The 25624-nt window shown below is 58.3% G+C and carries 30 protein-coding genes and 1 tRNA gene; 14 read left to right on the top strand and 17 right to left on the bottom strand.

Annotation, left to right across the window (positions count from 1 at the left end):
* The first annotated feature begins 79 nt into the window (after window positions 1-79).
* The gene (gene dnaG / locus GS612_RS09285) at window positions 80-2026 is read left to right on the top strand and encodes a DNA primase (protein ID WP_171639738.1); all 1947 of its coding nucleotides are present in this window, start codon (window positions 80-82) and stop codon (window positions 2024-2026) included.
* A 113-nt stretch (window positions 2027-2139) separates the two neighbouring features.
* A complete protein-coding gene (rpoD, locus tag GS612_RS09280) occupies window positions 2140-4128 on the top strand; it encodes an RNA polymerase sigma factor RpoD (protein WP_171119526.1) in 1989 nt (662 codons plus the stop codon).
* A 161-nt stretch (window positions 4129-4289) separates the two neighbouring features.
* Here the strand turns inward: rpoD and GS612_RS09275 are convergent, their stop codons facing one another.
* Window positions 4290-5330 (bottom strand): AraC family transcriptional regulator, encoded by a 1041-nt coding sequence (locus GS612_RS09275; protein ID WP_171639737.1) that lies wholly within the window; start codon window positions 5328-5330, stop codon window positions 4290-4292.
* A gap of 459 nt (window positions 5331-5789) precedes the next feature.
* Here GS612_RS09275 and GS612_RS09270 point away from each other — a divergent pair, with 459 nt between their 5' ends.
* The 4 genes from GS612_RS09270 to ribD all read left to right on the top strand — a co-directional run bounded on the left by GS612_RS09270 (window position 5790) and on the right by ribD (window position 8317).
* Window positions 5790-6194 carry a hypothetical protein gene (locus GS612_RS09270; RefSeq protein ID WP_171639736.1) on the top strand — a complete coding sequence of 135 codons (405 nt, stop codon included), beginning with the start codon at window positions 5790-5792 and terminating at the stop codon, window positions 6192-6194.
* 21 nt (window positions 6195-6215) lie between these two features.
* The gene (locus GS612_RS09265; protein WP_171639735.1) at window positions 6216-6629 is read left to right on the top strand and encodes a secondary thiamine-phosphate synthase enzyme YjbQ; all 414 of its coding nucleotides are present in this window, start codon (window positions 6216-6218) and stop codon (window positions 6627-6629) included.
* 120 nt (window positions 6630-6749) lie between these two features.
* Window positions 6750-7220, top strand: a complete 471-nt coding sequence (nrdR, locus tag GS612_RS09260) for a transcriptional regulator NrdR (RefSeq protein WP_171639734.1) — start codon at window positions 6750-6752, stop codon at window positions 7218-7220.
* A complete protein-coding gene (ribD, locus tag GS612_RS09255; RefSeq protein ID WP_171639733.1) occupies window positions 7217-8317 on the top strand; it encodes a bifunctional diaminohydroxyphosphoribosylaminopyrimidine deaminase/5-amino-6-(5-phosphoribosylamino)uracil reductase RibD in 1101 nt (366 codons plus the stop codon). Before nrdR ends, ribD begins: the two co-directional genes overlap by 4 nt.
* Window positions 8318-8319: 2 nt before the next feature.
* On the opposite strand, the gene GS612_RS09250 is transcribed toward ribD, so the two are convergent.
* The 3 genes from GS612_RS09250 to GS612_RS09240 form a co-directional block, all read right to left on the bottom strand.
* Window positions 8320-10320 carry a capsular polysaccharide biosynthesis protein gene (locus tag GS612_RS09250; RefSeq protein WP_171639732.1) on the bottom strand — a complete coding sequence of 667 codons (2001 nt, stop codon included), beginning with the start codon at window positions 10318-10320 and terminating at the stop codon, window positions 8320-8322.
* Between the two features lie 3 nt (window positions 10321-10323).
* Window positions 10324-11457 carry a polysaccharide biosynthesis/export family protein gene (locus GS612_RS09245; RefSeq protein ID WP_371809325.1) on the bottom strand — a complete coding sequence of 378 codons (1134 nt, stop codon included), beginning with the start codon at window positions 11455-11457 and terminating at the stop codon, window positions 10324-10326.
* 80 nt (window positions 11458-11537) lie between these two features.
* Window positions 11538-12836, bottom strand: coding sequence for a capsule biosynthesis protein (locus GS612_RS09240; RefSeq protein WP_171639731.1), 1299 nt, complete (start codon window positions 12834-12836; stop codon window positions 11538-11540).
* A gap of 141 nt (window positions 12837-12977) precedes the next feature.
* Here GS612_RS09240 and GS612_RS09230 point away from each other — a divergent pair, with 141 nt between their 5' ends.
* The 5 genes from GS612_RS09230 to GS612_RS09210 all read left to right on the top strand — a co-directional run bounded on the left by GS612_RS09230 (window position 12978) and on the right by GS612_RS09210 (window position 16184).
* The gene (locus GS612_RS09230) at window positions 12978-13565 is read left to right on the top strand and encodes a riboflavin synthase (RefSeq protein WP_171639730.1); all 588 of its coding nucleotides are present in this window, start codon (window positions 12978-12980) and stop codon (window positions 13563-13565) included.
* Window positions 13566-13664: 99 nt separating this feature from the next.
* Complete coding sequence (ribB, locus tag GS612_RS09225; protein ID WP_171639729.1) at window positions 13665-14786, top strand: 3,4-dihydroxy-2-butanone-4-phosphate synthase; 1122 nt, start codon at window positions 13665-13667, stop codon at window positions 14784-14786.
* A gap of 2 nt (window positions 14787-14788) precedes the next feature.
* Window positions 14789-15340 carry a 6,7-dimethyl-8-ribityllumazine synthase gene (locus GS612_RS09220; RefSeq protein ID WP_171231892.1) on the top strand — a complete coding sequence of 184 codons (552 nt, stop codon included), beginning with the start codon at window positions 14789-14791 and terminating at the stop codon, window positions 15338-15340.
* A complete protein-coding gene (gene nusB, locus GS612_RS09215; RefSeq protein WP_171639728.1) occupies window positions 15337-15819 on the top strand; it encodes a transcription antitermination factor NusB in 483 nt (160 codons plus the stop codon). The genes GS612_RS09220 and nusB overlap by 4 nt, the downstream gene beginning before the upstream one ends.
* Window positions 15820-15878: 59 nt before the next feature.
* Complete coding sequence (locus tag GS612_RS09210; protein ID WP_171170548.1) at window positions 15879-16184, top strand: hypothetical protein; 306 nt, start codon at window positions 15879-15881, stop codon at window positions 16182-16184.
* A gap of 214 nt (window positions 16185-16398) precedes the next feature.
* On the opposite strand, the gene GS612_RS09205 is transcribed toward GS612_RS09210, so the two are convergent.
* Window positions 16399-16824 carry an SRPBCC domain-containing protein gene (locus GS612_RS09205; RefSeq protein WP_171639727.1) on the bottom strand — a complete coding sequence of 142 codons (426 nt, stop codon included), beginning with the start codon at window positions 16822-16824 and terminating at the stop codon, window positions 16399-16401.
* Window positions 16817-17140, bottom strand: a complete 324-nt coding sequence (locus GS612_RS09200) for a helix-turn-helix transcriptional regulator (RefSeq protein WP_171639726.1) — start codon at window positions 17138-17140, stop codon at window positions 16817-16819. The genes GS612_RS09205 and GS612_RS09200 overlap by 8 nt, the downstream gene beginning before the upstream one ends.
* Window positions 17141-17254: 114 nt before the next feature.
* Here GS612_RS09200 and GS612_RS09195 point away from each other — a divergent pair, with 114 nt between their 5' ends.
* A complete protein-coding gene (locus tag GS612_RS09195) occupies window positions 17255-17686 on the top strand; it encodes an MmcB family DNA repair protein (protein ID WP_152457561.1) in 432 nt (143 codons plus the stop codon).
* A 2-nt stretch (window positions 17687-17688) separates the two neighbouring features.
* Here the strand turns inward: GS612_RS09195 and GS612_RS09190 are convergent, their stop codons facing one another.
* Window positions 17689-17877, bottom strand: a complete 189-nt coding sequence (locus tag GS612_RS09190) for a DUF6324 family protein (RefSeq protein ID WP_152457562.1) — start codon at window positions 17875-17877, stop codon at window positions 17689-17691.
* Window positions 17878-17954: 77 nt separating this feature from the next.
* Here GS612_RS09190 and GS612_RS09185 point away from each other — a divergent pair, with 77 nt between their 5' ends.
* Window positions 17955-18437 (top strand): GNAT family N-acetyltransferase, encoded by a 483-nt coding sequence (locus GS612_RS09185; RefSeq protein WP_171639725.1) that lies wholly within the window; start codon window positions 17955-17957, stop codon window positions 18435-18437.
* 47 nt (window positions 18438-18484) lie between these two features.
* A tRNA-His gene (locus tag GS612_RS09180) sits at window positions 18485-18561 on the top strand.
* Window positions 18562-18655: 94 nt separating this feature from the next.
* On the opposite strand, the gene GS612_RS09175 is transcribed toward GS612_RS09180, so the two are convergent.
* From GS612_RS09175 to GS612_RS09130, 10 genes are all read right to left on the bottom strand, one after another.
* Entirely contained in the window at window positions 18656-19462 is an 807-nt protein-coding gene (locus tag GS612_RS09175; protein WP_152457564.1) for an ABC transporter permease, read from the bottom strand.
* On the bottom strand, window positions 19459-20346 hold the full coding sequence (locus tag GS612_RS09170) for an ABC transporter permease (RefSeq protein WP_171170555.1): 888 nt from the start codon (window positions 20344-20346) through the stop codon (window positions 19459-19461). The genes GS612_RS09175 and GS612_RS09170 overlap by 4 nt, the downstream gene beginning before the upstream one ends.
* An 82-nt stretch (window positions 20347-20428) precedes the next feature.
* Window positions 20429-21178: a transporter substrate-binding domain-containing protein gene (locus GS612_RS09165; protein WP_152457566.1), complete on the bottom strand. Its 750-nt coding sequence runs from the start codon at window positions 21176-21178 to the stop codon at window positions 20429-20431.
* A gap of 33 nt (window positions 21179-21211) precedes the next feature.
* On the bottom strand, window positions 21212-21988 hold the full coding sequence (locus GS612_RS09160; RefSeq protein WP_152457567.1) for an ABC transporter ATP-binding protein: 777 nt from the start codon (window positions 21986-21988) through the stop codon (window positions 21212-21214).
* A 109-nt stretch (window positions 21989-22097) separates the two neighbouring features.
* Window positions 22098-22856, bottom strand: coding sequence for a phosphate/phosphite/phosphonate ABC transporter substrate-binding protein (locus GS612_RS09155; RefSeq protein WP_216603564.1), 759 nt, complete (start codon window positions 22854-22856; stop codon window positions 22098-22100).
* A gap of 5 nt (window positions 22857-22861) precedes the next feature.
* A complete protein-coding gene (locus GS612_RS09150; RefSeq protein ID WP_171639723.1) occupies window positions 22862-23299 on the bottom strand; it encodes a TerB family tellurite resistance protein in 438 nt (145 codons plus the stop codon).
* Between the two features lie 20 nt (window positions 23300-23319).
* A complete protein-coding gene (locus GS612_RS09145; protein WP_152457570.1) occupies window positions 23320-23769 on the bottom strand; it encodes a TerB family tellurite resistance protein in 450 nt (149 codons plus the stop codon).
* A gap of 42 nt (window positions 23770-23811) precedes the next feature.
* On the bottom strand, window positions 23812-24105 hold the full coding sequence (locus GS612_RS09140) for a DUF1330 domain-containing protein (RefSeq protein ID WP_171640012.1): 294 nt from the start codon (window positions 24103-24105) through the stop codon (window positions 23812-23814).
* A 75-nt stretch (window positions 24106-24180) separates the two neighbouring features.
* Window positions 24181-24957, bottom strand: a complete 777-nt coding sequence (locus GS612_RS09135; RefSeq protein WP_171639722.1) for an isocitrate lyase/phosphoenolpyruvate mutase family protein — start codon at window positions 24955-24957, stop codon at window positions 24181-24183.
* 167 nt (window positions 24958-25124) lie between these two features.
* On the bottom strand, window positions 25125-25607 hold the full coding sequence (locus GS612_RS09130; RefSeq protein WP_152457573.1) for a bacterioferritin: 483 nt from the start codon (window positions 25605-25607) through the stop codon (window positions 25125-25127).
* Window positions 25608-25624 lie beyond the last annotated feature (17 nt).

Below are 25624 nucleotides of genomic sequence, written 5' to 3'. Positions count from 1 at the left end.
CCACAGCCCGGACATTTCCCTGTGGACAAACGCGCGCCTTCCCCTTGGCGCGCTTTCCTGTTTCTGTCAGGTTTGACTCATGTCACTGCCCCCAGGATTTCTGGATGAACTGCGCACCCGCCTGAGCTTGTCTCAGGTCGTCGGGCGCAAGGTGATTTGGGATCAGCGCAAATCCAATCAAGGCAAAGGTGACATGTGGGCGCCTTGCCCTTTTCATCACGAAAAGACGGCCTCATTCCATGTCGATGATCAGAAGGGGTTTTATTACTGCTTCGGCTGTCACGCCAAGGGCGACGCAATCAGCTTTGTGAAAGAAACGGAAAATGTTTCGTTCATCGAAGCGGTAGAAATCCTCGCCCGCGAGGCTGGCATGCCGATGCCTGCGCGGGATCCGAAAGCACAGGAAAAGCAGGATCGCCGCAGTCAGCTTGCCGATGTGATGGAACAGGCGGTGCAGTTTTTCCGCTTGCAGCTGAAAACAGGGGCGGGGGCAGAGGCACGGGATTACCTGTCGCGCCGGGGCTTGGATCAAAGCGCGCTGGATCGGTGGGAGATCGGGTTTGCGCCGGACAGTTGGCAGGCGCTTTGGGATCACCTGCGCGGCAAGAGCATCCAAGAGGAGCTGATCCTTGGCGCCGGGCTGGCCAAGCCTTCAAACAAGGGCAAAAAACCCTATGACACCTTCCGCAACCGGATCATGTTCCCGATCCGGGATCCGCGTGGGCGCTGCATTGCATTCGGTGGCCGCGCGATGGATCCGAATGACAACGCGAAATACCTGAACTCGCCCGAGACCGAGTTGTTCGACAAGGGGCGCAGCCTTTACAATCAAGGTCCGGCGCGGCAGGCGGCGGGCAAAGGGCAGCCGCTGATCGTGGCCGAAGGGTATATGGACGTGATCGCGCTGGCCGAGGCGGGGTTTGGCGCGTCGGTTGCGCCTTTGGGAACGGCCATTACTGAACATCAGTTGCAGCTGCTCTGGCGGATCGCGGATGAACCGATCATTGCACTTGACGGGGATGCCGCGGGTCTGCGGGCGGCCATGCGGGCGGTTGATCTGGCACTGCCGCTGCTGGAGGCCGGAAAATCCCTGCGTTTTGCCTTGATGCCCGAAGGTAAGGACCCGGACGATCTGTTGCGCACCGAAGGCCCGGGCGCCGTTCAGGCCGTTCTGGAAGGGGCCATACCGATGGTCAAACTGCTGTGGCAGCGTGAGACCGAAGGAAAGGTATTCGACAGCCCGGAACGCAAGGCAGCACTGGACAAGGCACTGCGGGACAAGATCAAGCTGATCCGAGATCCCTCGATCCGCTCGCATTACGGTCAGGAAATCAAAGACCTGCGCTGGCAACTGTTCCGCCCCCGACGACAACCTCAAAACCGTCCGTGGCAACCGCGGGGAAAATGGCAGCCGCAGCAGACCGCGACGCCGGGCGCGCGCAGTTCGTTTCTGGCCTCTTCGGAAAACGCGGATATCCAGCTGCGTGAAGCCGCTATTCTGGCGATTTCAATTCTGAATCCCAAGGTTGTTGTACAATTTGAGCAACAGTTGGAAGAAATGGAATGTCACAATCCTGACTACGCGGCGTTGCGCGATGCTGTCCTGCGTCACGCAATTGATGATCCGGACAACCTGAAAGACCACATTATCGCATCAATGGGGCCGGACGCCCTTGAAAACCTGCTGACCCTTCGCCATGTGGCAGTCATCCCCTGTGTGTCCAAGCCAGGCGACGTTGAAAAGGCCGAGATGACACTGGCCGAGGAACTCGCAAAGATCAAAGCGCTCCGGGGGTTGGATGCCGAGATTGCCGAAGCGGCAGAGGAACTGTCCGATCTGCCCGATGAGGCGCTGACATACCGGCTGGCGCAAGCCGCCGAAGAGCGCAACCGCACGAGTCGAAGCCAGAACGAGGATAGGGCCGTTTTCGACATTGCTGACAATGGGGCGCGAATCAATCGTGACGAGAAAGACGCGTTTGCGGCGATCATGTCTGGTATCAAATTCGAGCGGAAACGCCGATAAGTGGTGTTTTCGTAAGGCACTGGAAAAGAAAAACGGGTAAACGGGTGGCCGAATCACTTATACGCGCTAATGATTCGGCTGAGACGAATCACCCATCCCTGCAGGAGCATTGAATGGCCGCCAAGGATACGAACGAAGACCGCAAATCCGACGAGCAGGAACAGGAAATCTCGCTGGACATGAGCCAGGCGAACGTCAAGAAGATGATCGCCGAGGCTCGCGAGAAAGGTTACATTACATACGACCAGCTCAATCAGGTGTTGCCGCCTGATCAGGTCAGTTCGGAACAGATCGAAGACGTAATGTCGATGCTGTCCGAGATGGGCATCAACATCATCGAAGATGAAGAGGCCGAAGAAGAAGAGAACAAAGGCTCGACCGAACTGGTTGCCGCGGAAAGCAACCGTGAGGTTGCACTGGCCGGTTCCGGCACTGAAAAGCTGGATCGCACCGACGACCCTGTGCGCATGTATCTGCGTGAGATGGGGTCGGTCGAACTGCTGAGCCGCGAGGGTGAGATCGCAATCGCCAAGCGGATCGAAGCCGGTCGCAACACGATGATTGCGGGCCTGTGTGAAAGCCCGCTGACCTTTCAGGCGATCACCATCTGGCATGACGAATTGTTGTCCGAAGACATTCTTCTGCGGGATGTCATTGATCTGGAAACCACGTTCGGCAACCAGTTGGACGAAGACGGTGACGTTGAAGAGCCGGTCGTCGATACCTCGGCCGTGCAGGCGAACAAGCCAGCCAAGGATACCGGCCCTGAGCTGGATGCGGATGGCAACCCGCTGAACAACGATGACGATGACGACGAAGACGATCAGGCCAACATGTCGCTGGCCGCGATGGAAGCGGCGCTGAAGGATCAGGTCCTGACCACGTTGGAGCGTATCTCGACCGACTTCTCGATGCTGTCTGAAATGCAGGACAGCCGGATTTCGGCCACGCTGAACGAAGACGGTACGTTCAGTGAAAAGGACGAAGAAACCTATCAGAAACTGCGAGCTGAGATCGTCGAACTGGTGAATGGCCTTCACCTGCACAACAACCGGATCGAGGCGCTGATCGACCAGCTTTATGGCATCAACCGCCGCGTCATGTCTCTGGACAGCGCGATGGTCAAGCTGGCCGATCAGGCACGCATCAACCGCCGTGAGTTCATCGAAGCGTATCGGGGACGTGAGCTGGATCCGAACTGGCTGGCCGAGATGGCCGAAAAGCCGGGCCGGGGATGGCAGATGTTCATCGAACGCTCGACCGCGAAGGTCGAGGAACTGCGCAACGACATGGCTCAGGTCGGCCAGTATGTCGGTCTGGATATCTCGGAATTCCGCCGCATCGTGCAGCAGGTTCAGAAGGGCGAGAAAGAGGCGCGGCAGGCCAAGAAGGAAATGGTCGAAGCCAACCTGCGCCTGGTGATCTCGATCGCCAAAAAGTACACCAACCGTGGCCTGCAATTCCTTGATCTTATTCAGGAAGGCAACATCGGCCTGATGAAGGCAGTGGACAAGTTCGAATACCGTCGTGGCTACAAGTTCTCGACCTATGCGACCTGGTGGATCCGTCAGGCGATCACCCGCTCGATCGCGGATCAGGCCCGCACGATCCGTATTCCGGTTCACATGATCGAAACGATCAACAAGCTGGTGCGCACGGGCCGTCAGATGCTGCATGAAATCGGCCGCGAGCCGACGCCGGAAGAACTGGCCGAAAAGTTGCAGATGCCGCTCGAGAAAGTGCGCAAGGTGATGAAGATCGCCAAAGAGCCGATTTCTCTGGAGACGCCGATTGGCGACGAGGAAGACAGCCAACTGGGCGATTTCATCGAGGACAAGAATGCCGTGCTGCCCCTGGACAGCGCCATTCAGGAAAACCTCAAGGAAACCACCACAAGGGTTCTGGCCTCGCTCACCCCGCGCGAAGAACGGGTTCTGCGGATGCGATTTGGCATCGGCATGAACACCGATCACACTTTGGAAGAAGTCGGCCAGCAGTTCAGCGTGACCCGCGAACGGATCCGTCAGATCGAGGCCAAGGCGCTGCGGAAGCTGAAGCATCCCAGCCGTTCACGAAAACTCCGGTCTTTCCTGGATCAATAAGAACAAAGATCTATCAGAACAAAGGCGCCCCGTCAGAGGCGCCTTTGTTCGTTCACATTGGCTGGTTCTCGCATCACGTTGGCGCGAATGCACAAGGCCGGGGCGGTGTGCCTTTCTATATCGGTCTTGTCCACTCATGGGACAGGCCGGGGCGAGGCTTTTCAGGCTGATGACCCCCGGCCAGCTGGCCGAATGGGATGTTCCACTCGGGTCTTGAAGGCGCTGGGCGGCTGACCTGTCCACCGTTTGAAGGCCGTAGAAAAAGCTGCCTGATCGGCATACCCCAGCGCATATGAGATTTCAGACAGAGTCATGCCATTTGTGATGAAAGTCTGGGCCAGATCACATCTTAGATCGTCCACAATATCGCGATAGCTTGTGCCTTCTTCCTTGAGACGTCGACTGAAGGTTCTGAGGCTCATCCCCAGATCAGCCGCCGCATCTTCGGCTTGCAGGATTGCGCCGGGCAGGGATCGGGTGATCAGACCTTCGACACGGGCGCGGGTCTGGTGCTTGGGAAGTGGTTTTTCGGCCAGCAGACGTTCACCGTATTCCAGCAAATGCTCCCGCAGCTTGGGATCATAGGTCGGCACTTTCAATTCCAGCGCAGATAGCGGCAGAATGATCTCAATCTTTTCAGCGCTGAAAACCACCGGGCAGCCCGCCAGCTTTTCGTAGGTTTTGGCGTGGCTTCCAACTTTGTGCTGAAAGCGCATCTCGATCGGGTGCAACTTCACCTGCGTGAGGTTTCTCATCCTGGCCAGCGCAGCGAACAACAGGAATTCCGTGCGCCGATGATAGCGGGCAAAGCTGGCGTCTTTCCAATCGGCCTCAAGGGCCGCGAAGTTACCGGCAACACGGAAGCTGAGCCCGATGGCCGGATCGATGATGCCGTGAAAACGGGACAGGTTTTCCATCACCTGCCTCAAATCGCGTGAGTATTTACTGATATACCCCGTCACGGTCGAAGCCGACGTGACCTCGAGCCCAGTGCGCGCCGCAAATGTGATGTCACCAACGGCGTCACAGGCGTGCCGGATGAAAAGGGCCTCTTTATGTGCGCTGTAGACTGCGGCAGGGGGCGCGATATCCTGCTGACGCAGCCCAGCCTGTTTCAATACCCGCTGGGATACTTTGCTGTTGCCGGCGTGGCGATCCAGTGCCTGGATCAAAAAATGTAGTCGGTCGATATCTACATCCATCGTGGTACAACACCTTGCATTCTCAAATACACTAACAGTTTACTAGGGGAATCCCTCTTTTGACTTTGGCTATTGGCAGACAGGATTCTGCACTTGAGTACTACTTGTTGGCAAGTTCTCGAAAGGTTTTGACCGGAACGCGCATGAAGTGCAGCGCGCGGCTGTCCAAATCAGCTTTGTTGCCGGGTCGGGACCTTTATGGGGATGAGGTCAGAGCCTCGGAGAAATCACCAATCTCTGCTCAGGGCTCCCCGGCACGCTCTTTTTCCCGCAGGTGACGCGTTGGTCTGCGACACCGGGCTTGGGCCTGCTGATCCGCTGTCAAGGCTGGCTCACACCGGATCACGCTATGTACCAGACGGGCTGAATTGATCGTGAGGCACCCTGTGCACGCGGTGAAGTTCGACTAACCTATTCAGAGGTCACTATTTGGAACAAGCAATCAGGGAAGAAATTACCATGAAACAGTCATACACTTTCGCCGCGCTGGCAGCCTTGGCCTTCAGTGTTCCATTGACAGCAGATGCTGCGCGGAACGGATTTCGAACGGAACCCATAAACGCCACTGATTTTGAGGTCATCCCCCGCGGCGACATGCGTACCGAAGGCTATTGGTGCGCGGCCGCAGATTATGCGCGCCGAACCTTGGGATTGGGTTGGACGGACCGGATTTACGTGCTGCGCGGGTACGGGCCCAGTGTCACAACTGGTCGCAGAACAGCGGTTCAGTTTTCCATCAAGCAACCTCAAACGGTTGATGCGCAACCAAGCAGCTTTGTCTCGTTCGGGTTTCAGCCTGGCAACAGTGAATCTGTACAAGGAGCGAATGCACGGTGTAACTATCGACCGTTCTTCAACGACTGATTAACCCGCAGGATCGTCACGATGCAGACCGAGTTCGTTTTGCACACCCAAGGGCCGGGGCTCTACGAATTCACGCCCGACGTTCTGCAATGGCTTGAACGGGTGGCGAAAGATGGGGTTTTGACCCTGTTCGTTCGCCATACCTCCTGCTCACTGCTGATTCAGGAAAACGCGGACCCCGAAGTTCAAACAGATCTTCAGGCGTTCTTCGGGCGCCTGGTTCCACCGTCAGACAATCCCGCCATGTCGTATCTGCGGCACACATATGAAGGCCCGGACGATATGCCTGCGCATATCAAGGCCGCGCTCCTGCCGGTTTCGCTGACGATCCCGGTGTCGCAGGGACGGCCCGTACTTGGAACATGGCAAGGGATTTACCTGTTTGAACACCGCACTGCGCCGCATCAAAGGAAGGTTGCGGCGTATCTGGCCTGACCCACTATTTAGCGGTTTGAATTTCCGACTACCCAAACCCTAGCGGCTGCCCTATAGTTGTGGATAAGTAAGCCGCAGCGCTTACAAAAAGAGGCCGAACATGGGACGAGGAGACGGCGGATGCGCTGCCCGTTTTGCGGAAATATCGACACTCAGGTGAAAGATTCACGCCCGGCAGAGGACCACGTGGCAATCCGCCGACGCCGGTTCTGTCCGGCCTGTGGCGGACGGTTCACGACCTACGAACGTGTGCAACTGCGTGATCTGGTTGTCATAAAGACCAATGGAAAACGCGAAGATTTCGATCGCGACAAGCTGGAGCGTTCGATCCGCATCTCGATGCAGAAACGCCCCGTTGATCCCGAACGGATCGATCAGATGATTTCGGGCATCGTGCGCCGTCTGGAAAGCATGGGCGAGACGGATATCCCGTCCAACAAGATCGGTGAGATCGTTATGGAAGCTCTGGCGCGGATCGACACTGTCGCCTATGTTCGCTTTGCGAGTGTGTACAAGAATTTCCAGGCGGCCGATGATTTCGAGGAGTTCGTCCACGAACTGCGCCCGCCGCAGCCTTCGACTGACGAGTGAACGAAACAGATAAGCGATTCATGGCGCTTGCCCTGTCTTTGGGGCGGCGCGGTCAGGGGACGTGCTGGCCGAACCCCGCTGTGGGGTGTGTCATCGTTCGTGATGACCGGATCATCGGGCGGGGCTGGACACAGCCGGGTGGCCGCCCTCATGCCGAGACCGAAGCCTTGGCTCAGGCCGGGCAGGGTGCGCGTGGTGCGACCGCCTATGTAACGCTGGAACCCTGTGCCCATCACGGCAAAACGCCGCCCTGCGCCGAGGCCTTGATTGCGGCAGGTGTCTCCCGTGTTGTGGCCGCTGTCGAAGACAGCGATCCGCGCGTGGCCGGGCAGGGTTTTGCCATGTTGCGCGAGGCGGGGATTGACGTTGTAACTGGCGTTCTTGCGGAACAGGCAGAACGGGATCTGGAAGGCTTCTTCCTCAAGACTGAACAAGGCCGGCCTTTCGTGACGCTGAAGATGGCCAGCAGTTTTGACGGGCGCATCGCAACCTCGACAGGGCACAGTCAATGGATTACCGGACCCCATGCACGTCGTGTTGTCCATGCCATGCGTGCGCGTCACGATGCGGTGATGGTCGGGGCAGGGACGGCGCGCGCCGACGACCCCTCGCTGACCGTTCGGGATCTTGGCGTTGAGCATCAACCCGTCCGCGTCGTGGTGTCCCGCCATATGGATATTTCTCTGATGGGGCAGCTGGCGCGCACGGCCTCAAAGATACCTGTCTGGCTCTGCCATGCGCATCACCCGGATGCCGAACGTGCACAGGCGTGGGAGGGATTGGGGGCAAAGCTGATCCCCTGTGCGTTAAAAGACCATCATATCGATGCGGTGGATCTGCTTCAGCAACTGGGTCAGGCCGGTTTGACCAGTGTCTTCTGCGAAGGCGGTGCCGCGCTTGCGGCCTCGCTGCTGGCCGAAGATTTGGTGGATGAGCTGATCGGGTTCACTGCCGGCTTAACCATCGGGGCCGAGGGCCTGGCCGCAGTTGGGACACTAGGTCTGGAAACGCTGGAGGCCGCCCCCAGGTTCGAATTGATCGAGACGCAGGCGGTCGGCGGGGATGTATTGCACCGTTGGCGCAGAGCGTCGGAATAACGTCAACGCCAAAGATGAGCGTGCGTTGCGAACGCGCCCTGAAGCTTTGACAGAAACCGGTTGAACGGACCGGACGGTGCCGAATACCCCAGCGCCAAGCGTTCAACGGCCACTTCGACAGGGCAGGGTTGTCTGGTGATCGGATCGAAATAGCGTGGATAGTCAATCAAGGTGGCGTGCACCAAGCCCATCAGCGATGGCCGTGCACCTCGCCTGACCGGGACGGTATCCAGATCGGTGGTCAGGCCCCATCCCGCATAGAAGGGCGCGCCCAGGGTCGTGACCTTTACCCCGCGCAACAATGCCTCGAACCCAAATAGCGATGTCATCGTCCACACCTCGTCCACCTGCGTCAGCAGCGAGGCAGGGTCAGTCTGGGTCACGACAAGGTCCGCAAGTGACTCTGCGTCTATCTGGCCATCCCGCAAACCGGCTTCGACATCGGGGTGCGGTTTGTAGATCAGGATTGCATCGGGGTTGGCTTCGCGCGCCGTTTTCAGCAAGTCCAGATTGCTGCGCACCGTGTTGGTGCCCAGCAGGATCGAGGCGTCATCTTCAACCTGTCCGGGCACCAGAATTCGGTGCCCATGGGGCAGAACCGGCGCGGATTGGCCCGTGTTGTATTTGCTCAAACCATCGGCCAGCAATCTCTCGACAAGCCGTTCAGCGCGCAATTCCTGATCCGGGCGCAATGTTGCACGCTCGCTGATCAGGTTTTCCAACTGGCTGGGCTTTGTGGGGTCATAGTAGATACCGATTTCGTCGGTTACCAGGGATAGGGGGGGAACAAGCGCCGCCCCCAGTCCGCGGGAACGCAAAAAACCGTCTTCCACACGAACGGCCCCTTCGCTGTCGCGCGCCTGACTGGCCCAGACCATGTGCGGGCGATCCGAGGTGTCGGGCTGTGTGGCCGTAAAGCGCAGCGTGCCATGTCGCCCGAAAATCTGTTGCATGTGCTTGCGTTTCCACAGACGCATACCGGCAGCCGTCCAACCGTGCCTGTCCTGCCGCCATGCGCGGGTCTGCGCCTCCAAAATGTCCAGAACCGTTTCCAGTTCGCACAGCTGATCGCGAAAGGGGTCGTACCAGGTTGGGTAAAGCAGCATCGTGGCCGCGAACAGTTGCGCGCGCGTCAGGTTGCGCTGACGGCGCTGGACTGGGAATTCATCCTGCGTCAGGCCCCAGCCGGCATAGAACGGTTGACCGAAAACGCGCGGTTTGTGACCGGCCAGGATTGCTTCAAAGCCCAGTTGCGAGGACACGGTATAAACCGCAACGGCGCCCTCAAGCAGGGGCCAGGGGCTGATGGGCTTGTCAAACCACGTGACCCGGTCTGACAGGTCCTGATCGGTGAAATGCCCCTGACGATGACCTGCCATCGTTTCTGGATGTGTCTTGATCAGAATGCGCGCGCCTGGGTTTTCCTCCTGCGCGACCACGAGCATTTCACGAAAACGGGCACGATCGGCACCGCTTGCCGAGACGGCGGCATCGCCAACCGTCTGGTCGATGACCAATACGTAACCGGGGTCAGGTGCGGCAAGATCGGGGTCAAACGCGGAATACTTGCTGAGGTGCAATTCCCTGACCCGCTCCATCGCCGCGCGTGCGCGGTTCAGCAGCGCGGTGTCGTCCAAGGGATCAGTGTTCAGCAGCTTCTCAAGGTCCGAAGGTTCTGCCGCATCGAAATGCGGGCCTGAACGGTCCAGCAAAAGACCCAAGGGCGGTTCACCGGCGCGCCCCGGGTGCAGAGACCTGAGAAAGGCATCCTCGACCCGCAGAACGGGTGCACGGTGTTTTTCGGCGATGCGCAGACCCCGATACGCGGTCGGGCTGTTGCCCCATATGCCCACGCAATCGCCATCCTTGGGAAGACCCAGACGGATGTCATATCCGGCAAGCGTCAGAATCCGTCGCAGGCGTTTTTGCGAAAGAAACCCGCCGTTGTAGACGAACAGCCGGGTGCGCTCGGCCCCGGCTGCGTTGTCCGGATCGGGTGCCATGCATCAGCTGCCGGTCAGCGTGGCGACGTTTGCGATGGGGGTCAGGCCACCAGCGATCAGCGAGATCGATTTGCTCCACTGTGCATAGGGTGCTTCGGTCACATAAATCGTATCATCGTCGCGGATCACGAAATCCCGCGCGATGAACAGGCCGTTGGGGGCCGTCAGGTTCAGCAGGTAGATCATGCGTTGATCCCCCTTCAGGTCGGCGCGTCCGGTGATGCTGCGCGCGATGTCCTGACGCTCTTTTCGCAGAATGAAAATGCCGGTTGGATCAGAGGACAGTGTTAGCAGACCACCGACCTGAGCCAATGCTTCCAAGGCGGTAAGGTCCTGACTGTCAAAGGCCACACGAGACTGACCCCCGGTCGCGCCGAGTGCTATGTATGATCTGCTGTCTTCTTCCACCAAAATGCGGTCGCCGCCACGCAAAGCGACATCCAGTTTAGGGTCGCGGAACAGATCTTCGTACCAGACGGTGCCCTTTTGATCCCCTCGGATCAGCGTCACCAGCGCGATATCCGACGCTACTGAGACCCCGCCCGCCTTGGACAGCATGCCAAGCAGGGAACGGGTTGGCCGTTCGATCGGATAGATGCCGGGGGTTGCGACTGTACCCGTCAGCGAGACGGTGGAACCGTCACCCGCAACACGCCGCACTTCGATCTGTGGGTCGGGTGTCTGTTCCCGCAGCTTGTTCGTGATCAAAACGCGAAGCTGTTCCGGCGTGTTTCCCGCGGCCCGAATCCGACCCGCATAGGGGACGAAGATGAACCCATCGCTGTCGACCTGGACTTCATCCAGGGCGGTTGCCGCACCGGTTTCGCCGGACAGCAACCCATCGTCCACGTTTTCCCATATGGTCAGGCCCAGCACGTCACCGGGGCGGACAGTGTCGGCGGTCAAGGCCTGGGCGCTGCTGAACGAGGGCGAAAAGCCAAACTGAGGCACGGCGGATGTAATGCGAGTTACGCGGTCATCGACTTCGACGACAAACGCGTTGCCACCATTCTGGACTGCGCCCGCCAGAATTTCGGTCTTGTTCGGCCCGGATTTCGGAAGTTGGCAGGCCGCCATCAAGCCGATTGCGGCCACAAGGGAAACCCCCCGCATCCATCGCTTAGGAGAGAATTGCACTGCCGGATATCCTCAGTCTTTTGTTGTTGCGGGAAGATTAGCCGGGAAGCAGCACAACTTCCAGTCACAGAGCGCCCGAATTACTCGACGATTTTCAACTGTGGCGTCGGTGCCTCGTTCTTGTTCAGAAGGGCCTGATAAGGGTCACTGCTGCTGAGCATCATGTCCACGGCGCGGCGCAGCAACTGCCGCCTGCCGCGCCGGGAATAAAACCCGCCCGGAACCTGGCTGGTTTCCAGCAGGAATTGCCGGTAACAGCGATAGGCGTCGACATCCGGCGCGTCTGGTTCAGCAAAAAAAGCGGCGATCGTCTGCTGTGATACGAAGTCGGTCTTGTCATAAACCGAACGTCCGAAAATACGCAGCGGAATACCCCGCCACAAGACCTGCTGCCCCGCAGTGGAATTCACGGTGACGGCCGAATTCGCCTCATCCAGCAAACCTGCCAGTTTTCCGCCGGGGACATAGTGAACACGGTTCTGCACCCCGTGTTTCCGGGCAATCTCCATGGCGCGCAGGTGCAATGGTTCACGGTGGTTTTCCAAAGGGTGCTCTTTCACGACCAGCCTGTGATGCGCCGGTGCGCCTTGCGCGAATCCTGCGATGACCAGTTCCAGAAAATCGGACATGCAGGAGAATTCGGAATGGGCCTGAACCGAACTGTCATGCCCCAGTTGCAGCAACACGAGGTGATACGGGAAGCCCCCCCATCTGACGCGCGCCGTGGCAATGCCGCGTTGCAAGCGATGAACGGGCATCAGCATCAGACGTTTGAAATACAACCGGAATTCCTGTGAAACCGACAGATCACGATGAGGCCTGAAATTGCGGTATCTCTCGTTCAGGAACATGACGAACCAATGATAGAGGGCACCGTAGAATATGTGTTGCCGCATATCCCCCCAATGCGATGGCGGCGGGGGCGTTTTGCCGTCCGACCGGGCCAGAGCCTGCCGCATCTGGTCGACATCCAGTGACATCAGGCGCGAGTGCCCGTTTGACCCGTTCCGTTCGTACGTAACCCACCAGGGCCGCAGGTAGCCTTCTTCGAAAACATGAATTGTCAGCCCTTGAGACTTGGCAATTTCAACTGCACGGGCGTGGACCGGTCTCGTGTCGCCATAAAGAACGATATCCGTGACGCCCTTGTCGGCAATCAACCTGTTCAATGTCTCGGGCCAATCGCCGGGCTTGTTACGGAACGCGATGAAACTTGCCTTGTCGAACCAGAACGCCTGATCGCCCGCATTGAACCCAACCCGCCAGACCTGTGCCCCCGTGGCGCGCAACATCTGCCCGAGTGTCGAGAAAAACGGCCCGTGAGGTCCCTGAAGAAACAGGAAGACCCGTTTGTCTGAGCCTGAAGGCATTTGCGGCATCTGGACTGCTCTTTTGGTATTTGTTGCCGAAACTATGCCCGTTTGGGCCTTGTACGGCAAGGCGGGGCTTGCCCGCGCGGCCCATTGGGCTTACCTCGACGGTGAATAGCAGGCACAGGTTAGGAACTGAGGGTTAACGGAATGTTCACAGGGATCGTCACCGACATCGGCACCGTCACCGAGCTGAAACAGCAGGGGGATCTGCGCGCCCGGATCAAGACGGCCTATGACACGGCCGGTATCGATATCGGGGCCTCGATTGCCAGTGATGGTGTGTGCCTGACGGTGATCGCACTGGGCGACGATTGGTATGATGTTCAGATCAGCGCCGAGACGGTTTCGAAGACCAATCTTGATACCTGGGCCGTCGGCAAACGCGTCAATCTGGAGCGAGCGCTGAAAGTCGGTGATGAACTGGGCGGTCACATCGTTTCGGGTCATGTGGATGGCGTGGCCGACGTGGTCGCGGTCGAAGATGAAGGCGACAGCACACGTGTCACCTTGCGCGCACCGAAGGAACTGGCCCGGTTCATAGCGCCCAAAGGGTCGGTTGCGCTGAACGGGACATCGCTGACGGTCAATGACGTGAATGATTGCGAGTTTGGCATCAATTTCATCCCTCACACCAAGGAAGTCACGACCTGGGGCGATGTGGGTGTGGGCGATCGCGTCAATCTTGAGATCGATACGCTGGCCCGGTACGTCGCGCGCCTAGCCGAGATGTCCTGATACGTCGCGTCGGAAAACCCCAGCGCCGTTTGTGGACTGGTCTTTGCGCCCTCAGTGGTCTATTCCGCCGAGCAAACCTGCCATGTGAAAGGCTGCACCATGAGCTTTGAAACCCCCGGACCGGTCGAGGCCCAGTTGCGTGACGCGATCAGCCCGATCGAAGAAATCATCGAAGAGGCGCGCGCCGGCCGGATGTACATTCTGGTCGATCACGAAGATCGCGAGAACGAAGGCGATCTGGTGATCCCGGCCGAGTTTGCGGATGCCGAGGCGATCAACTTCATGGCCACCCACGGGCGCGGCCTGATCTGTTTGCCGATGACGGCGGAACGGATAGATGCGCTGGGCTTGCCGATGATGGCCGTGAACAACTCATCCCGCCACGAGACGGCCTTTACGGTTTCGATTGAGGCGCGCGAAGGTGTCAGCACCGGGATTTCAGCCGCCGATCGGGCGCTGACCGTGGCGACCGCGATCAACGAACAGAACACGATGGCGCATATCGCCACCCCGGGCCATGTCTTTCCGTTGCGGGCAAAGCGGGGCGGGGTGCTGGTGCGCGCAGGCCATACCGAGGCCGCCGTGGATATCTCGCGTCTTGCCGGGCTGAACCCGTCAGGCGTGATCTGCGAGATCATGAATGAAGACGGAACCATGGCGCGCCTGCCAGATCTGGTCGAGTTCGCCAAAAAGCACAACATGAAAATCGGCACGATCAGCGACCTGATCAGCTATCGGGCGCGCAATGACAATCTGGTTGTCGAGACTTCTCGTCAAACAGTCACCTCGGAATACGGCGGTGAGTGGGAAATGCGGATTTTCACCGATCAGACCCACGGCATTGAACATGTTGTCATGATCAAAGGTGACATCACCACGCCCGAGCCCGTTCTGACGCGCACGCACGCCCTGCACGAAGCGCCGGATATCCTGGGGCTTGGTCCGAAATCATCGCGCGAGTTGCCGCGCGCGATGGAAAAGATCGCCGAAGAGGGCCGCGGCGTGGTCTGCCTGTTCCGCCAGCCGCGCAACTCGTTGTATGCGGTCGAAGATGAAGGCCCGCGCACCATCAAGCAAACCGGTCTGGGGGCGCAGATCCTGTCGAAGATGGGCATTCAGGAACTCGTACTGCTGACCGACTCGCCGGAAACCGTGTATCTGGGCCTCGATGCCTTTGGGCTGTCGATTGTGGGGACCCGCTCAATTTTCAAGGATGACTGATCGTGGCTGAACAAGACAAACACGGCGTGCTGCCGACACCGACATTCGACAAGCCGGTGAAACTGCTGATCGTTGTGGCGCCGTTCTATCGCGCCATCGCCGACAATCTGGTTGCAGGCGCAGAGGCCGAGATCGAAGCGGCAGGTGGCACATGCGAAGTCGTTGAGGTGCCCGGTGCGCTGGAAATCCCCACGGCCATTGCAATGGCTGATCGCCAGTGCAACTTCGATGGCTATGTCGCGCTGGGCTGCGTCATTCGCGGTGAGACCACGCATTACGAAACTGTCTGTAACGACTCCAGCCGTGCGATCCAGTTGATGGGCCTTCAGGGGCTGTGTATCGGCAACGGTATCCTAACCGTCGAAAATGACGACCAGGCCGAAGTCCGCGCAAATCCCGAAAAGATGAATAAAGGTGGCGGAGCCGCTGCTGCGGCCTTGCATCTGATCGCACTCAGCCGTAAGTGGGGCTCTTCCAAAAAGGGCGTCGGATTCAAGCCGCCGTCCGAGTCCATCCTTGTGGCGGGCGACAGCAACGGACCCACGACAGCATGACCCAGACAGACGCGCCGAAGCCGGCCAATCAGAAACGACTTATGAAGTCTGCCGCGCGGCTCTATGCCGTGCAGGCCCTGTTCCAGATGGAACAGTCGGGCCAGACGACCGAGCAGGTGGTCGACGAGTTTCTGGACCACCGGTTCGGCGCGGTCTACGAGGGCGACGAGATGCTCGAGGGCGACAGCACGCTGTTCCGCAAGCTGGTGGATGACGCCGTGAACTATCAGGCGCCGATCGACCAGATGACCGACCGCGCGCTGGTGGCGAAATGGCCGATCGCGCGCATCGACCCGACCCTGCGCGCGCTGTTTCGCGCGGCGGGTGCGGAACTGACCCAAAGCGGCACACCGCCCAAGGTGGTGATCACCGAGTTTGTCGATGTGGCGCGTGCCTTTTTTTCAGAAGGTAAAGAACCAAAATTCGTCAATGCCGTGCTGGATCACATGGCGCGCGAGGCCCAGCCCGAGGCGTTCTGACACGTTTACCTGAACCAGACATGCGCTAGGATTGTTGTCGAAGCGCAAGGAGGTTCGCCATGCCCAAACTGATCCGCCTGTATATCACGCAAGTCGCCTGGGGTTTTGTCATTTCGGCAGTGTTTGTCGGGGTGCTCTTGGCGCTGAACGTCGCGAACCTTCGGCATCTGATCACCGGGTCGGAAATCGGCCTGATCGCGTTGGTGATGATCTGGTTCATGAACGGCATCGTCTTTGCCGGCGTTCAGTTCGCGTACAAGATCATGAGCATGGCGGAAAAGCCGCAGGGGCCGCGTCGGGGAACACCGGTCGCACACAGTTTTGAGCCGGCAACCGTGAAACAGGAAGCCCACGCAGGGCGCTGATATTTCAGGGAAAGTGCGGCGGGACCACCAGTCAACCGTGCGGTTTGATTCCCGAGGACCTGTATGTACAGGTGGGCGCCGGGTAATCAGGCCAGGACCTGAACAGAGCCAGCCCCCTCGGAATTGCTTAAGGCCACCAGAATGCTACCTGTCACAAGAAGGGCAGAACCCGCCACGCGCTTAAGTAGGGCGTCTGACGGGTTCGCGCAAGAGGTCAGACGTCAACAGTTTCGTGCAATGACACACGCAACTTGCCGAAATGTTCATCCCATCCTTTGTCCAAAGCCAGGATCAGATCGAATGCAGCGACGCCTTGCGGTAATCCTTCGTGCACAAGCTCAAGACGTGTGCCGCCCAAGACCGGCTCCAATGTCCATTTGACCACGCTTACAGCGTCTCCCATCGGTTTGACGGTGAAGGTGTGTTCAAGATATTTTGGGGGGCGGGCGACACGGACATCTCCCCAGATCAGCAAGTCGCCGTTTGTTGTGCCGAACATCTCAAGCTTCTGACCTTCTGCCAGTGTTCTTTCCGGTTTGTGGAACCATTCCGCCAGATGCTCAGGTTCCGTCAGATAGGCCCAAACGGTTTCCGGTTCCGCCCTGAGGAAAATCGATTTCTTCAATATGGCATCAGTCATTTTGTTTCCTTTCAATGGCTTCCTTGAGAGAGTTGAGGCGATCGTCCCAGAGCTGGTCAAAATAGCTGAGCCAGTCGAGAACCGGGGCCATACCCTGTGGTTCAAGCCGATTGATGCGTTCCCGGCCGCGCGCTTCAACTGTGATCAACCCACCGTCGGACAGAATCGTCAGGTGCTTTTTGACCGCAGCCCGGGTCATGTCGAACCGGTCCGTCAACTGCCCGATCGTCATGTCCTGTGACGAGAGCAGTCGTACGATGTTCCGGCGTGTGGGATCGGCCAGCGCGCGAAACGCGTTTTGAGTTTGGTTCTCCATAAGTAACCCCAAAAACAGTACCTTTTAGTATCATATTTATGCGATACCAAAAGGTACTATGTCAAGGCGCAAAGGTGCTTTACTTTTGTTCGCTAATTGTTCACATTTTCAGCTATGACTTTGGATTTGCAACCTGGACAGAGACTGGCGCGTGGCGTCGCCCGGCATCTTGCGGCCCATGGCTTTGTTTCCGTAGAGGAATTCGTGCCTGCGCGCGGGTTGCGCGTTGATGTGATGGGGCTGGGGCCAAAAGGTGAGTTGTGGGTGATTGAGTGCAAATCCAGCCGTGCCGATTATCAGTCGGATTCGAAATGGCAGGGCTATTTGGAATGGTGTGACCGATTCTTTTGGGCCGTCGACACGGAGTTCCCGACCGATCTGTTGCCAGATGAAACAGGCCTGATCATCGCCGATGCCTATGACGCGGAAATCGTGCGCATGGCGCCCGAGGACAAAATCGCACCGGCGCGGCGCAAGAAGATGATCCAGAAATTTGCAACGGATGCGGCGCGCCGTTTGCACGCGCTTCGGGATCCCAGGCTGTAAGGTCAGCCTTTGACGGCAAGGGCGGCTTGTACCGCAGCGCGAATTTCGTCGGCGATTTCTTCTGCTTCTTCCGGGTCAAAATCCATCGGTATTTCGATGCCGTCAGCTTCGATGAACAGGCGGACCATACCCTGATCGGTCGGGCCGATTTGCAGGTTTGCCTGAATGTCGCGTTCGGTATTGATGCCCATCTGTGCCTCCGAGACTGAGCGTTCCTGCTAGCGCGCACGGGGTTGAGAATCAAGTCACCTTTGCGGTCAGATGAGATATGAAAGACGCCGTTCTCAGACCCTTTCGCCCCGATGACGCCGCGTGGCTGGTTGAACAGCACGGTCTGCTTTATGCGCGCGACGAAGGGTTTGATGACAGCTTTGCGCCCCTGGTGGCCAGCATCCTTGACGACTTCATCACCAACAGTGACCCCGAGCTTGAAAGAGGCTGGATCGCCGAGCAGGACGGGCAGCGTCTGGGCAGTATTTTCTGCGTTGCTGTTGACCGGAATACCGCCAAGTTGCGGCTGTTTCTGCTTGTCCCGAAAGCACGAGGGCTGGGGCTGGGAAAGCGCCTGCTGCAAGCATGTACTGCCTTCGCACGAGGGGCAGGATACAAAGAAATGGTTCTGTGGACGCACGAAAGCCATACCGCCGCCTGCGCACTTTACAAGGCGTCCGGCTGGGAATTGACAGACAGCAAAGCGGTGCATTCCTTCGGTGTCGATCTTGTCGAACAAAGCTGGAAATTTCGGCTTTAATCCTCTTGCATTCCGCGGGCGTGTTCGGTACATCGCCCCTCACGAGTGCCGCCTTAGCTCAGTTGGTTAGAGCGCTGGATTGTGGATCCAGAGGTCCCCTGTTCAAGCCAGGGAGGCGGTACCACTTCTCCCCTTTTGAATGTGCTGCAAAGCGCGCGGGTGCGCGGTGATTGGCGTTGATTTGGTTTGGTGTACAGACGTGACTGGCGCGCCGAAACTCAGCGCGCCAGGTTCAGTTTGAACCGCATCTTGGCCCGTTTTGCGACCGGCAGGTGCCGGTTCAGGCGTTTGTTGATCAGGCCAAAGCCCCCGACGATCACCAGCGTCAGCAGGATGAAATAGAACGCCAGTATCGGGTATGGGATGAACGGGTTGAACGTCTTGTCCGCAAAGTAACTGGCATAATACAGGGCGTCTCCGCGTTGCTGCCATGCCGGGAAGGCTGAAAAGAAGACCAGTGTTGTTGCGTGGAAAAGAAAGATCGCTTCGTTTGTGTAGGCAGGCCAGGCAAGCCGCAACATGGTGGGCCAGACGATCCGGCGAAAACGGGCCCAGCCTGACATGCCATAGGCATCTGCGGCTTCGATATCGCCCTTGGGAATGGACCTTAGCGCTCCGTAAAAGATCTCGCCCGAATAGGCTGCGGTGTTGAGGAACAGCACGATCAGCGCCCCCAGCCAGGCTGAGGTGAAGGCGTCGAACATCGGGTTGGATTTCTTCAGCGACAGGAACAGGAAATAGGCGAAGAAAAACTGGATAAACAAGGGCGAGCCGCGAAACAGGAAAATGAACCATTCCGAAGGCTTGCGAAGCCATTTGTTTGCTGAGGCCTTGCCGACGGCCAGGGCCGTGGCCAGAAAGAATCCGGTCGCCAGCGCCATGATCCCGAAATAGACATTCCAGATCATCCCCGACCCGATCAGCGTGAATTGTTCGCACAGGGTGAAGTCACTTTTGGGCAGCAGGCGCTCGCCGATACCCAGGGACCGCAGGCCGTAATCTTGAATCGTCTGCAAGCAGCTCATGCCGTGGTCTCCTTGCGCAGAAGCTCGCCGCCGGACGTGGCCTGCCCGTGGGACAGTTTCCGCATCAGCTTTTCAAGCCCAAGTTCAGATACGCGCGTCATGCCGAGGTAGAAGACAAGCAGGAACAGGAAGTACCACATGCGCCAGTCGCCATGCGGATACTGGGTGAACTTGGACGTCTTGGTGCCGCCAAGTTCGCGGGCCCAATAAACGATGTCTTCGATCCCCAGCAGGAACAGCAGCGGAGTGGCCTTGATGAGAACCATCCAAAGATTCGACAGGCCGGGCAGGGCATAGACCCACATCTGCGGCACAAGGATGCGCCAGAAGGTCTGGCGACGGGACATGCCATATGCTTCGGCAGTTTCAAGCTGCGCGTGGGGCACGGCGCGCATTCCCCCAAACAGAACGTTTGCCGCAAACGCGCCGAAAACAATCGAGAAGGTAACGACGGCCAGGAAAAAGCCGTAGGTTTCATGCACCCATTCCGGTGCGGTCCCCAATGGCAGCTTGGCCGCCTGACAGACGATAAAGTCATTTCCCTGCCGGATCGGGTCGGTCCATTCGGGGCACAATATCTTGTGCCGCGTCCATTCGAACGCCTGATCCAGGGCTATTACGAAAAACAGGAAGAAAGCGATGTCCGGAACACCGCGCACGATGGCAATATACCCTTTGCCCAGCCAGCTCAGCGGCGGGAAATGTGATCGGGCGGCCATTGCGCCAACAAAACCAAACGCCAATGCGACCGGCGCGGTCACCGCCAGCAATCCCAACACCTTGAGGAACGACAGGTAGAAGGACCAGTGCACGCCGTTGGTCAGGTAGCAGGAGAACCATCGGAATGTTCCGAGCGTGTCAGGGTCAGCGCAATAGGAAAACATGAAGCGTCTTTCGAACGTCGTACCCGGTTGTTCCACCGGGCAGGGTTCGGCGCGATGGACGCGCCGAACCGCTTGATACGGATTAGTTTGTAACGACCGAACCGTCAGCGTTGTAGGTCGGAACGCCTTCGCCGAACCACTTGATGATCAGTTCGTTCAACGAACCGTCCGCTTTCATCGAGGTGATCGCTTCGTCGAACTTTCCGCGCAGTTCGCCATCCGATTCACGGATGCCCAGCCCGATGCCACCGCCCAGCGGAACGTCATCACCCACGAAGACCAGCTCTCCGGCGGATTCCTCAACGATCGGCACCAGGAAGTCCTTGTCGGCAAACACGGCATCGGCTTCACCGTTGCGGACGGCTGCAATGGTTTCTTCCGGAGTTGCAAACTCGACCAGAGTCGCGCCCGACTCGGCTACGTGGCCTGCCTGAATGGTGGCGGTCTGTGCGGCAACGACGCCGGTGGTGACATCAACATCCTCAGACGCACCGACATAGGCCGAAGCCGCAGGCGGGAAGTAGTTCTGGGTGAAGTCGATGACTTCGTCACGTTCGTCCGTGATCGACATGCCCGCGATGATGGTGTCGTAGTTGCCCGAGACCAGGTTCGGAATGATCGAATCCCAGTCGTTCTTGACCCATTCACATTCCAGGTTCGCGCGCTTGCACAGTTCATCGCCGACTTCACGCTCGAAGCCGTCGATTTCGCCTGCATCATTGATGAAGTTGTACGGAGGGTAGGCGCCCTCGGTTCCCATGCGGACGGTGTCGGCCATGGCGATACCGGCGGTCAGCGCCAGTGCGGCAGTGGACAGAATCAGATTTTTCATTGGTTGCTCCCCAGTTTGGTTCTGTTTTTGAAGTTAAGCCGCCTGAGTGGCGGAGAGAAAACCCCGAAGCCGTTCGGATTCAGGAGATGTGAAGATATCTTCGGGCGTGCCTTCTTCCTCGATCAGGCCCTGGTGCAGGAACACCACGTGGCTTGAAATGTCGGCGGCCATTTTCATGTCATGCGTCACGATGATCATGGTACGCCCTTCGGCGGCCAAGTCTTTGATCACCTTGATCACTTCCTGTTCCAGTTCAGGGTCCAAAGCCGAAGTCGGTTCATCAAACAGCAGGGCTTCGGGTTCCATGCACAGGCCGCGGGCAATGGCGGCGCGCTGTTGCTGCCCGCCGGACAATTGCGCCGGATAGGCGTCGCATTTGTCGCCGATGCCAACCTTGTCCAGATACTTGCGCGCGCTCTCTTCCACCTCGGCCCTGTCGCGCCCCAGAACGGTCACGGGGGCTTCCATCACATTTTGCAGGATGGTCATATGCGCCCAAAGATTGAACTGTTGAAACACCATCGACAGGTTAGTTCGTATGCGCAGAACCTGTTTGGAGTCGGCGGGGCGGCGCCCGTGGCTTTCCCCGGACCATTTCACAGGCTCACCCTTGAAAAGGATTTCTCCTTGCTGGCTGTCCTCCAAAAGGTTGCAGCATCGCAGAAGCGTCGACTTGCCGGACCCGGACGACCCAATCAGTGATACCACGTCACCGCGATGTGCCGTGATATCGACCCCCTTCAACACTTCAAGATTTCCGAAGCTTTTGTGAAGGTCTTTGATTTCGATAACGGGTGCAGTTTCTGTCACGGGCAGTCCAGTGGTTGGTGGTGTTGGTCCGGTACTAGGACCGAAAAAAAAGGTCAATGCAATGTGCAAATGACAGAATCAAGCGGAGAAACACCCAAATTGGCCAAAATCAGTCGACAAATTGGGCAGTCGTTGTTCCGCCATCTTTGGGGGGCGCCGGAGTGGGGACAGCCAAGTAGTGCGCCGCGGGAATATCGATCAACCCGCGAATATGTAGCAATCGTTGATCGTCGTCGCAAAGCTGGTCAATCGCGGCCCGAACAGCGCCCGCAATGACCTGCGGATTCCGACCCATCGAAGTGATGTAGGGAAGGGTCGGAGTCGGAGTCGTTCTTGCCAGTTCGCGCAGTTTGGTCCCCAAATTGCTATGTTGTTGCAGCATCAGCCACGTCAGCATGTCCAGCGCGGCAAAGTCCGCTTTGCCATCTGCGACGGCTTGGGCAGACAGCGCATGCCCGCCGGTTTCCAACAATCCGGCGGGGTGCAGGTTTGCCTGGGTCATATGTGTGATCGGGGCAGCCCAGCCGGATTGGGACAAGCCCTCATTATACGCGAAAACCCCTGTGCTCAGCCCCGCCAGATCCCGATCGTCGCCAAGCCGCGCCACAAAGACCGAGCAATAATACCCGGGTGGACATCCGGGCAGGCCGTAGTCCGGGGTGCCAACCAGTTGCACGTGACCATGCAATCGGGTTCGAAGCGGCATGCCACAGGTTTGTGCCAGAATCAGGTTTGGGTCCCGCCAGACCGTCCACACGTCTTTGTCGCGGGTAAGGTGTTCCGGGCCTGATCCAAGTTGTGTGCGAATCAGGTTCCAGAACCTGTCATTGGCGGCTTGCAGGGCAGGCATGTCATACATGCCCAGCATGGCAATCACGATTTTGCAGCCTTTTGCCGTGCCAAAGCGGAATCCACGTCACTTACGCCCAGAAGACTGACCACCAGACGCAGCAGCGAATCTTCCTCGCTTGTGCGGTGCCCATCGGCCAACGCCACGGACCACAGTGCCTGAACGACCGCAAGCCGATCTTCATAGGCAACCGCCTCTTTGATGGCTCGGGTAAAGCGGACGGTGTCAGGGGCCTCGGCCTCAAGATCTTCTGCGCGGGCACGCAGGGCGGCGCATTCGAACGGAGACAGGCCATAGCGTTGCGCCGAAATTCGGTCGATACGGGCCATTTCGGAATCGGAATAGTCATTGTCGGACCGCGCCAGTCGCACCAACAGGGCCGTCAGGGCAAGGCGGGCGTCATCGTCGACAAGAGGATCGGGCTGAGGCTGCGTAAGCCTGGAAAGAAACTCACTGAACATGCGTTAGATATAGCGAGCGCCTAACTCACATCCAAGCGGCTTTGAACGCGTTCACGTGCGGCCTTGCTGTCGTTAAAGCTCAACCCCATGGCAACGCGGGCTTCCTCGACGATTTTCACCTCGCCTTCGTCGGTGTTTCCATCTGCCAGGACAACTTCCCACAGCGCATCCAGAGCGGCCAGGCGTTCCTTTAGATCCGTGGTCTCGCGGATCAGCTTGCCGAAGGTATCGGTATCCGGCGCTGCCGCGTGAAGCTTTTCGCATGTGGCACGCACCTTGGCTGCTTCGATCGCGTTGTGCTGGTAGAGACGGGCCAGGATTTTGTCGATCAGGCGGATTTCTTCCAGCTTGTAGTCCCGATCAGCCTGCGCCACGCGCACCATGAGCGCACCCAGAGCAAGTTCGGCATCCGGGTCCGGAAGATGTTCATGCTGGGGCGGCCTGAGCGCCTGAAGGAACTTTTTCAACATGGCAAAAGGTTATTCCATATTTTGTGGTGCGCCAAGCGTAGTCTACCCGTCATAGCCCTGAATGATCACAAGATCGCCCATCGATACCGGGGCGCGCAGTGCTTTGGCTTTCTGGTAAGCTTCGCTTTCGTAACAGGCAAGCGCATCCTCATAGCTGGGAAATTCGATCACGACGGTCCGGGCGCGCGCTGCGCCTTCCTTCACTTCGCGCTTTCCACCGCGCGTCAGAAAGCGCGCACCGTAAGCTGCAAAGGGTTCTGCATTTGCAGCAATGTAGGTATTGTATGTGTCCATGTCGTCCACATCGACATGTGCAACCCAATAGCCTTTCATCAGGCTAGCCTCCTGTTCGGTTTCAAAAGCAGGGTGATGAGAAGCGGCGGCAATTGCAATCCCACAACTTCTGGGTGATCAGTTGCGGTAGTGAATAGCGGCGTGCGCCTGATCTGTTAACCACTTGATCATCTGGCGATAAGGAACCGGACCATAGCTGACGCGCGCAACCCCCAGTTCAGCCAGACGCGGTGTGCCAGGAGTGCCGGGCAGGGCGATGATGTTGACCGGCAGATTCGTATGCTCGCACAGACGGCTGATCATCGCCTCGTCTTTCAGCCCCGGAGCAAAAAAACCGCTGGCGCCCGCAGCCTCATAGGCCGAAGCACGGGCAATGGCGTCGTTCAGCATGGCCTCATCATGTGTTTCTGCCGGGGCTTTCAGGAATATGTCGGTTCTTGCGTTGACATAGGCAGGTATGCCCGCGTCTTCGCAGGCCGCGCGCATGGCTTCGACGCGTTTGGCCTGAACAGCTGTATCGTACAGCCCGTCACCGCCGATGATCTGATCTTCGAAGTTGAAACCAACCACGCCGCAATACAGCGCACGCTTGACGTTTTGTGCAATGCCCAGTGGATCTTCGGCATATGCCCCTTCGAAATCCAGTGTCACCGGAAGATCAACCGCTGCAACCATGCGGCGCGCATTGTCCAATGCGGTCTCAAGCGGGATGTTCTGACCGTCGCCAAAACCCTGTGCCATGGCAACAGGTGCACTGCCAGTTGCAATGGCTTGCGCGCCTGCATCCCGCACCGCGCCGGCACTGCCAGCATCCCAGATGTTGAACAGAATGACGGGGTCGCCCTTTTTGTGAAGGCTCGCAAAGGTCTTCGCGCGTTGGGATTGATCGCTCATCGGGGCTCTCCTGTCGTGGTGTGATCAACAGTTAACCCCATGAGGGCAGACCGAGTAGAGGTTTTTTGCTCGGCAGCGTCACATTGAAGTGACGGAAACCGCACGGCCCGGTCCATTGCAAGATGGTCCGGGCCATGCTGGTGCATGGGTAAGCGGCGGTGCGTGCCTCAGGCTTCTTCTGCGGCGCCGGATACGAATTTTGCGCTGAAGTTGGCCTCACCCAAACGCTTCAACAGGTTCAGCTGAGTGTCCAGCCAGTCCTTGTGGCCTTCTTCTTCCAGCAAGATGCGTTCGAACAGGGTCCTTGACCCAACGTCGCCGACCTCGGCGGCCTGCAACGCGGCCTTGGTATAGAAGTCGACCGCCTCGGTTTCATCCTTCAGGTCCGCGGCAAACATGTCTTCCAGAGACCCCGCGGCGACTGGGCTTTTCTGAAACGCAAGCTCGGGCACGCCGCCAAGGAACAGGATACGCTCGATGAACGCGTCGGAGTGACCCAATTCTTCCTGCATTTCAGCGCGCATTTTTTCGGCAAGGATGTCCAGCCCCCAGTCCTCCAGCACATGGGCATGCAGCTGGTACTGGTGCGCCGCCGTCAGCTCCATATGAAGCGCTTGCTGGAGGTTGGTAATCGTTGTTGCGTTGCTCATCGGAAATCTCCTGAAAC

It is taken from the genome of Ruegeria sp. HKCCD6157 (assembly GCF_013110685.1).
GTDB lineage: Bacteria > Pseudomonadota > Alphaproteobacteria > Rhodobacterales > Rhodobacteraceae > Ruegeria.
Note: the sequence above shows the minus strand (reverse complement) of the source record. Positions and strands in the feature narration are given on the sequence as shown.

What these genes read in the sequence shown, in the direction of transcription:
- dnaG (WP_171639738.1), top strand. Translation starts at nt 80, where the DNA reads ATGTCACTGCCCCCAGGATTTCTGGATGAACTGCGCACCCGCCTGAGC.
- rpoD (WP_171119526.1), top strand. Translation starts at nt 2,140, where the DNA reads ATGGCCGCCAAGGATACGAACGAAGACCGCAAATCCGACGAGCAGGAA.
- GS612_RS09275 (WP_171639737.1), bottom strand. Translation starts at nt 5,330, where the DNA reads ATGGATGTAGATATCGACCGACTACATTTTTTGATCCAGGCACTGGAT.
- GS612_RS09270 (WP_171639736.1), top strand. Translation starts at nt 5,790, where the DNA reads ATGAAACAGTCATACACTTTCGCCGCGCTGGCAGCCTTGGCCTTCAGT.
- GS612_RS09265 (WP_171639735.1), top strand. Translation starts at nt 6,216, where the DNA reads ATGCAGACCGAGTTCGTTTTGCACACCCAAGGGCCGGGGCTCTACGAA.
- nrdR (WP_171639734.1), top strand. Translation starts at nt 6,750, where the DNA reads ATGCGCTGCCCGTTTTGCGGAAATATCGACACTCAGGTGAAAGATTCA.
- GS612_RS09250 (WP_171639732.1), bottom strand. Translation starts at nt 10,320, where the DNA reads ATGGCACCCGATCCGGACAACGCAGCCGGGGCCGAGCGCACCCGGCTG.
- GS612_RS09240 (WP_171639731.1), bottom strand. Translation starts at nt 12,836, where the DNA reads ATGCCGCAAATGCCTTCAGGCTCAGACAAACGGGTCTTCCTGTTTCTT.
- GS612_RS09230 (WP_171639730.1), top strand. Translation starts at nt 12,978, where the DNA reads ATGTTCACAGGGATCGTCACCGACATCGGCACCGTCACCGAGCTGAAA.
- ribB (WP_171639729.1), top strand. Translation starts at nt 13,665, where the DNA reads ATGAGCTTTGAAACCCCCGGACCGGTCGAGGCCCAGTTGCGTGACGCG.
- nusB (WP_171639728.1), top strand. Translation starts at nt 15,337, where the DNA reads ATGACCCAGACAGACGCGCCGAAGCCGGCCAATCAGAAACGACTTATG.
- GS612_RS09210 (WP_171170548.1), top strand. Translation starts at nt 15,879, where the DNA reads ATGCCCAAACTGATCCGCCTGTATATCACGCAAGTCGCCTGGGGTTTT.
- GS612_RS09205 (WP_171639727.1), bottom strand. Translation starts at nt 16,824, where the DNA reads ATGACTGATGCCATATTGAAGAAATCGATTTTCCTCAGGGCGGAACCG.
- GS612_RS09200 (WP_171639726.1), bottom strand. Translation starts at nt 17,140, where the DNA reads ATGGAGAACCAAACTCAAAACGCGTTTCGCGCGCTGGCCGATCCCACA.
- GS612_RS09195 (WP_152457561.1), top strand. Translation starts at nt 17,255, where the DNA reads ATGACTTTGGATTTGCAACCTGGACAGAGACTGGCGCGTGGCGTCGCC.
- GS612_RS09190 (WP_152457562.1), bottom strand. Translation starts at nt 17,877, where the DNA reads ATGGGCATCAATACCGAACGCGACATTCAGGCAAACCTGCAAATCGGC.
- GS612_RS09185 (WP_171639725.1), top strand. Translation starts at nt 17,955, where the DNA reads ATGAAAGACGCCGTTCTCAGACCCTTTCGCCCCGATGACGCCGCGTGG.
- GS612_RS09175 (WP_152457564.1), bottom strand. Translation starts at nt 19,462, where the DNA reads ATGAGCTGCTTGCAGACGATTCAAGATTACGGCCTGCGGTCCCTGGGT.
- GS612_RS09170 (WP_171170555.1), bottom strand. Translation starts at nt 20,346, where the DNA reads ATGTTTTCCTATTGCGCTGACCCTGACACGCTCGGAACATTCCGATGG.
- GS612_RS09165 (WP_152457566.1), bottom strand. Translation starts at nt 21,178, where the DNA reads ATGAAAAATCTGATTCTGTCCACTGCCGCACTGGCGCTGACCGCCGGT.
- GS612_RS09155 (WP_216603564.1), bottom strand. Translation starts at nt 22,856, where the DNA reads ATGCTGGGCATGTATGACATGCCTGCCCTGCAAGCCGCCAATGACAGG.
- GS612_RS09150 (WP_171639723.1), bottom strand. Translation starts at nt 23,299, where the DNA reads ATGTTCAGTGAGTTTCTTTCCAGGCTTACGCAGCCTCAGCCCGATCCT.
- GS612_RS09145 (WP_152457570.1), bottom strand. Translation starts at nt 23,769, where the DNA reads ATGTTGAAAAAGTTCCTTCAGGCGCTCAGGCCGCCCCAGCATGAACAT.
- GS612_RS09135 (WP_171639722.1), bottom strand. Translation starts at nt 24,957, where the DNA reads ATGAGCGATCAATCCCAACGCGCGAAGACCTTTGCGAGCCTTCACAAA.
- GS612_RS09130 (WP_152457573.1), bottom strand. Translation starts at nt 25,607, where the DNA reads ATGAGCAACGCAACAACGATTACCAACCTCCAGCAAGCGCTTCATATG.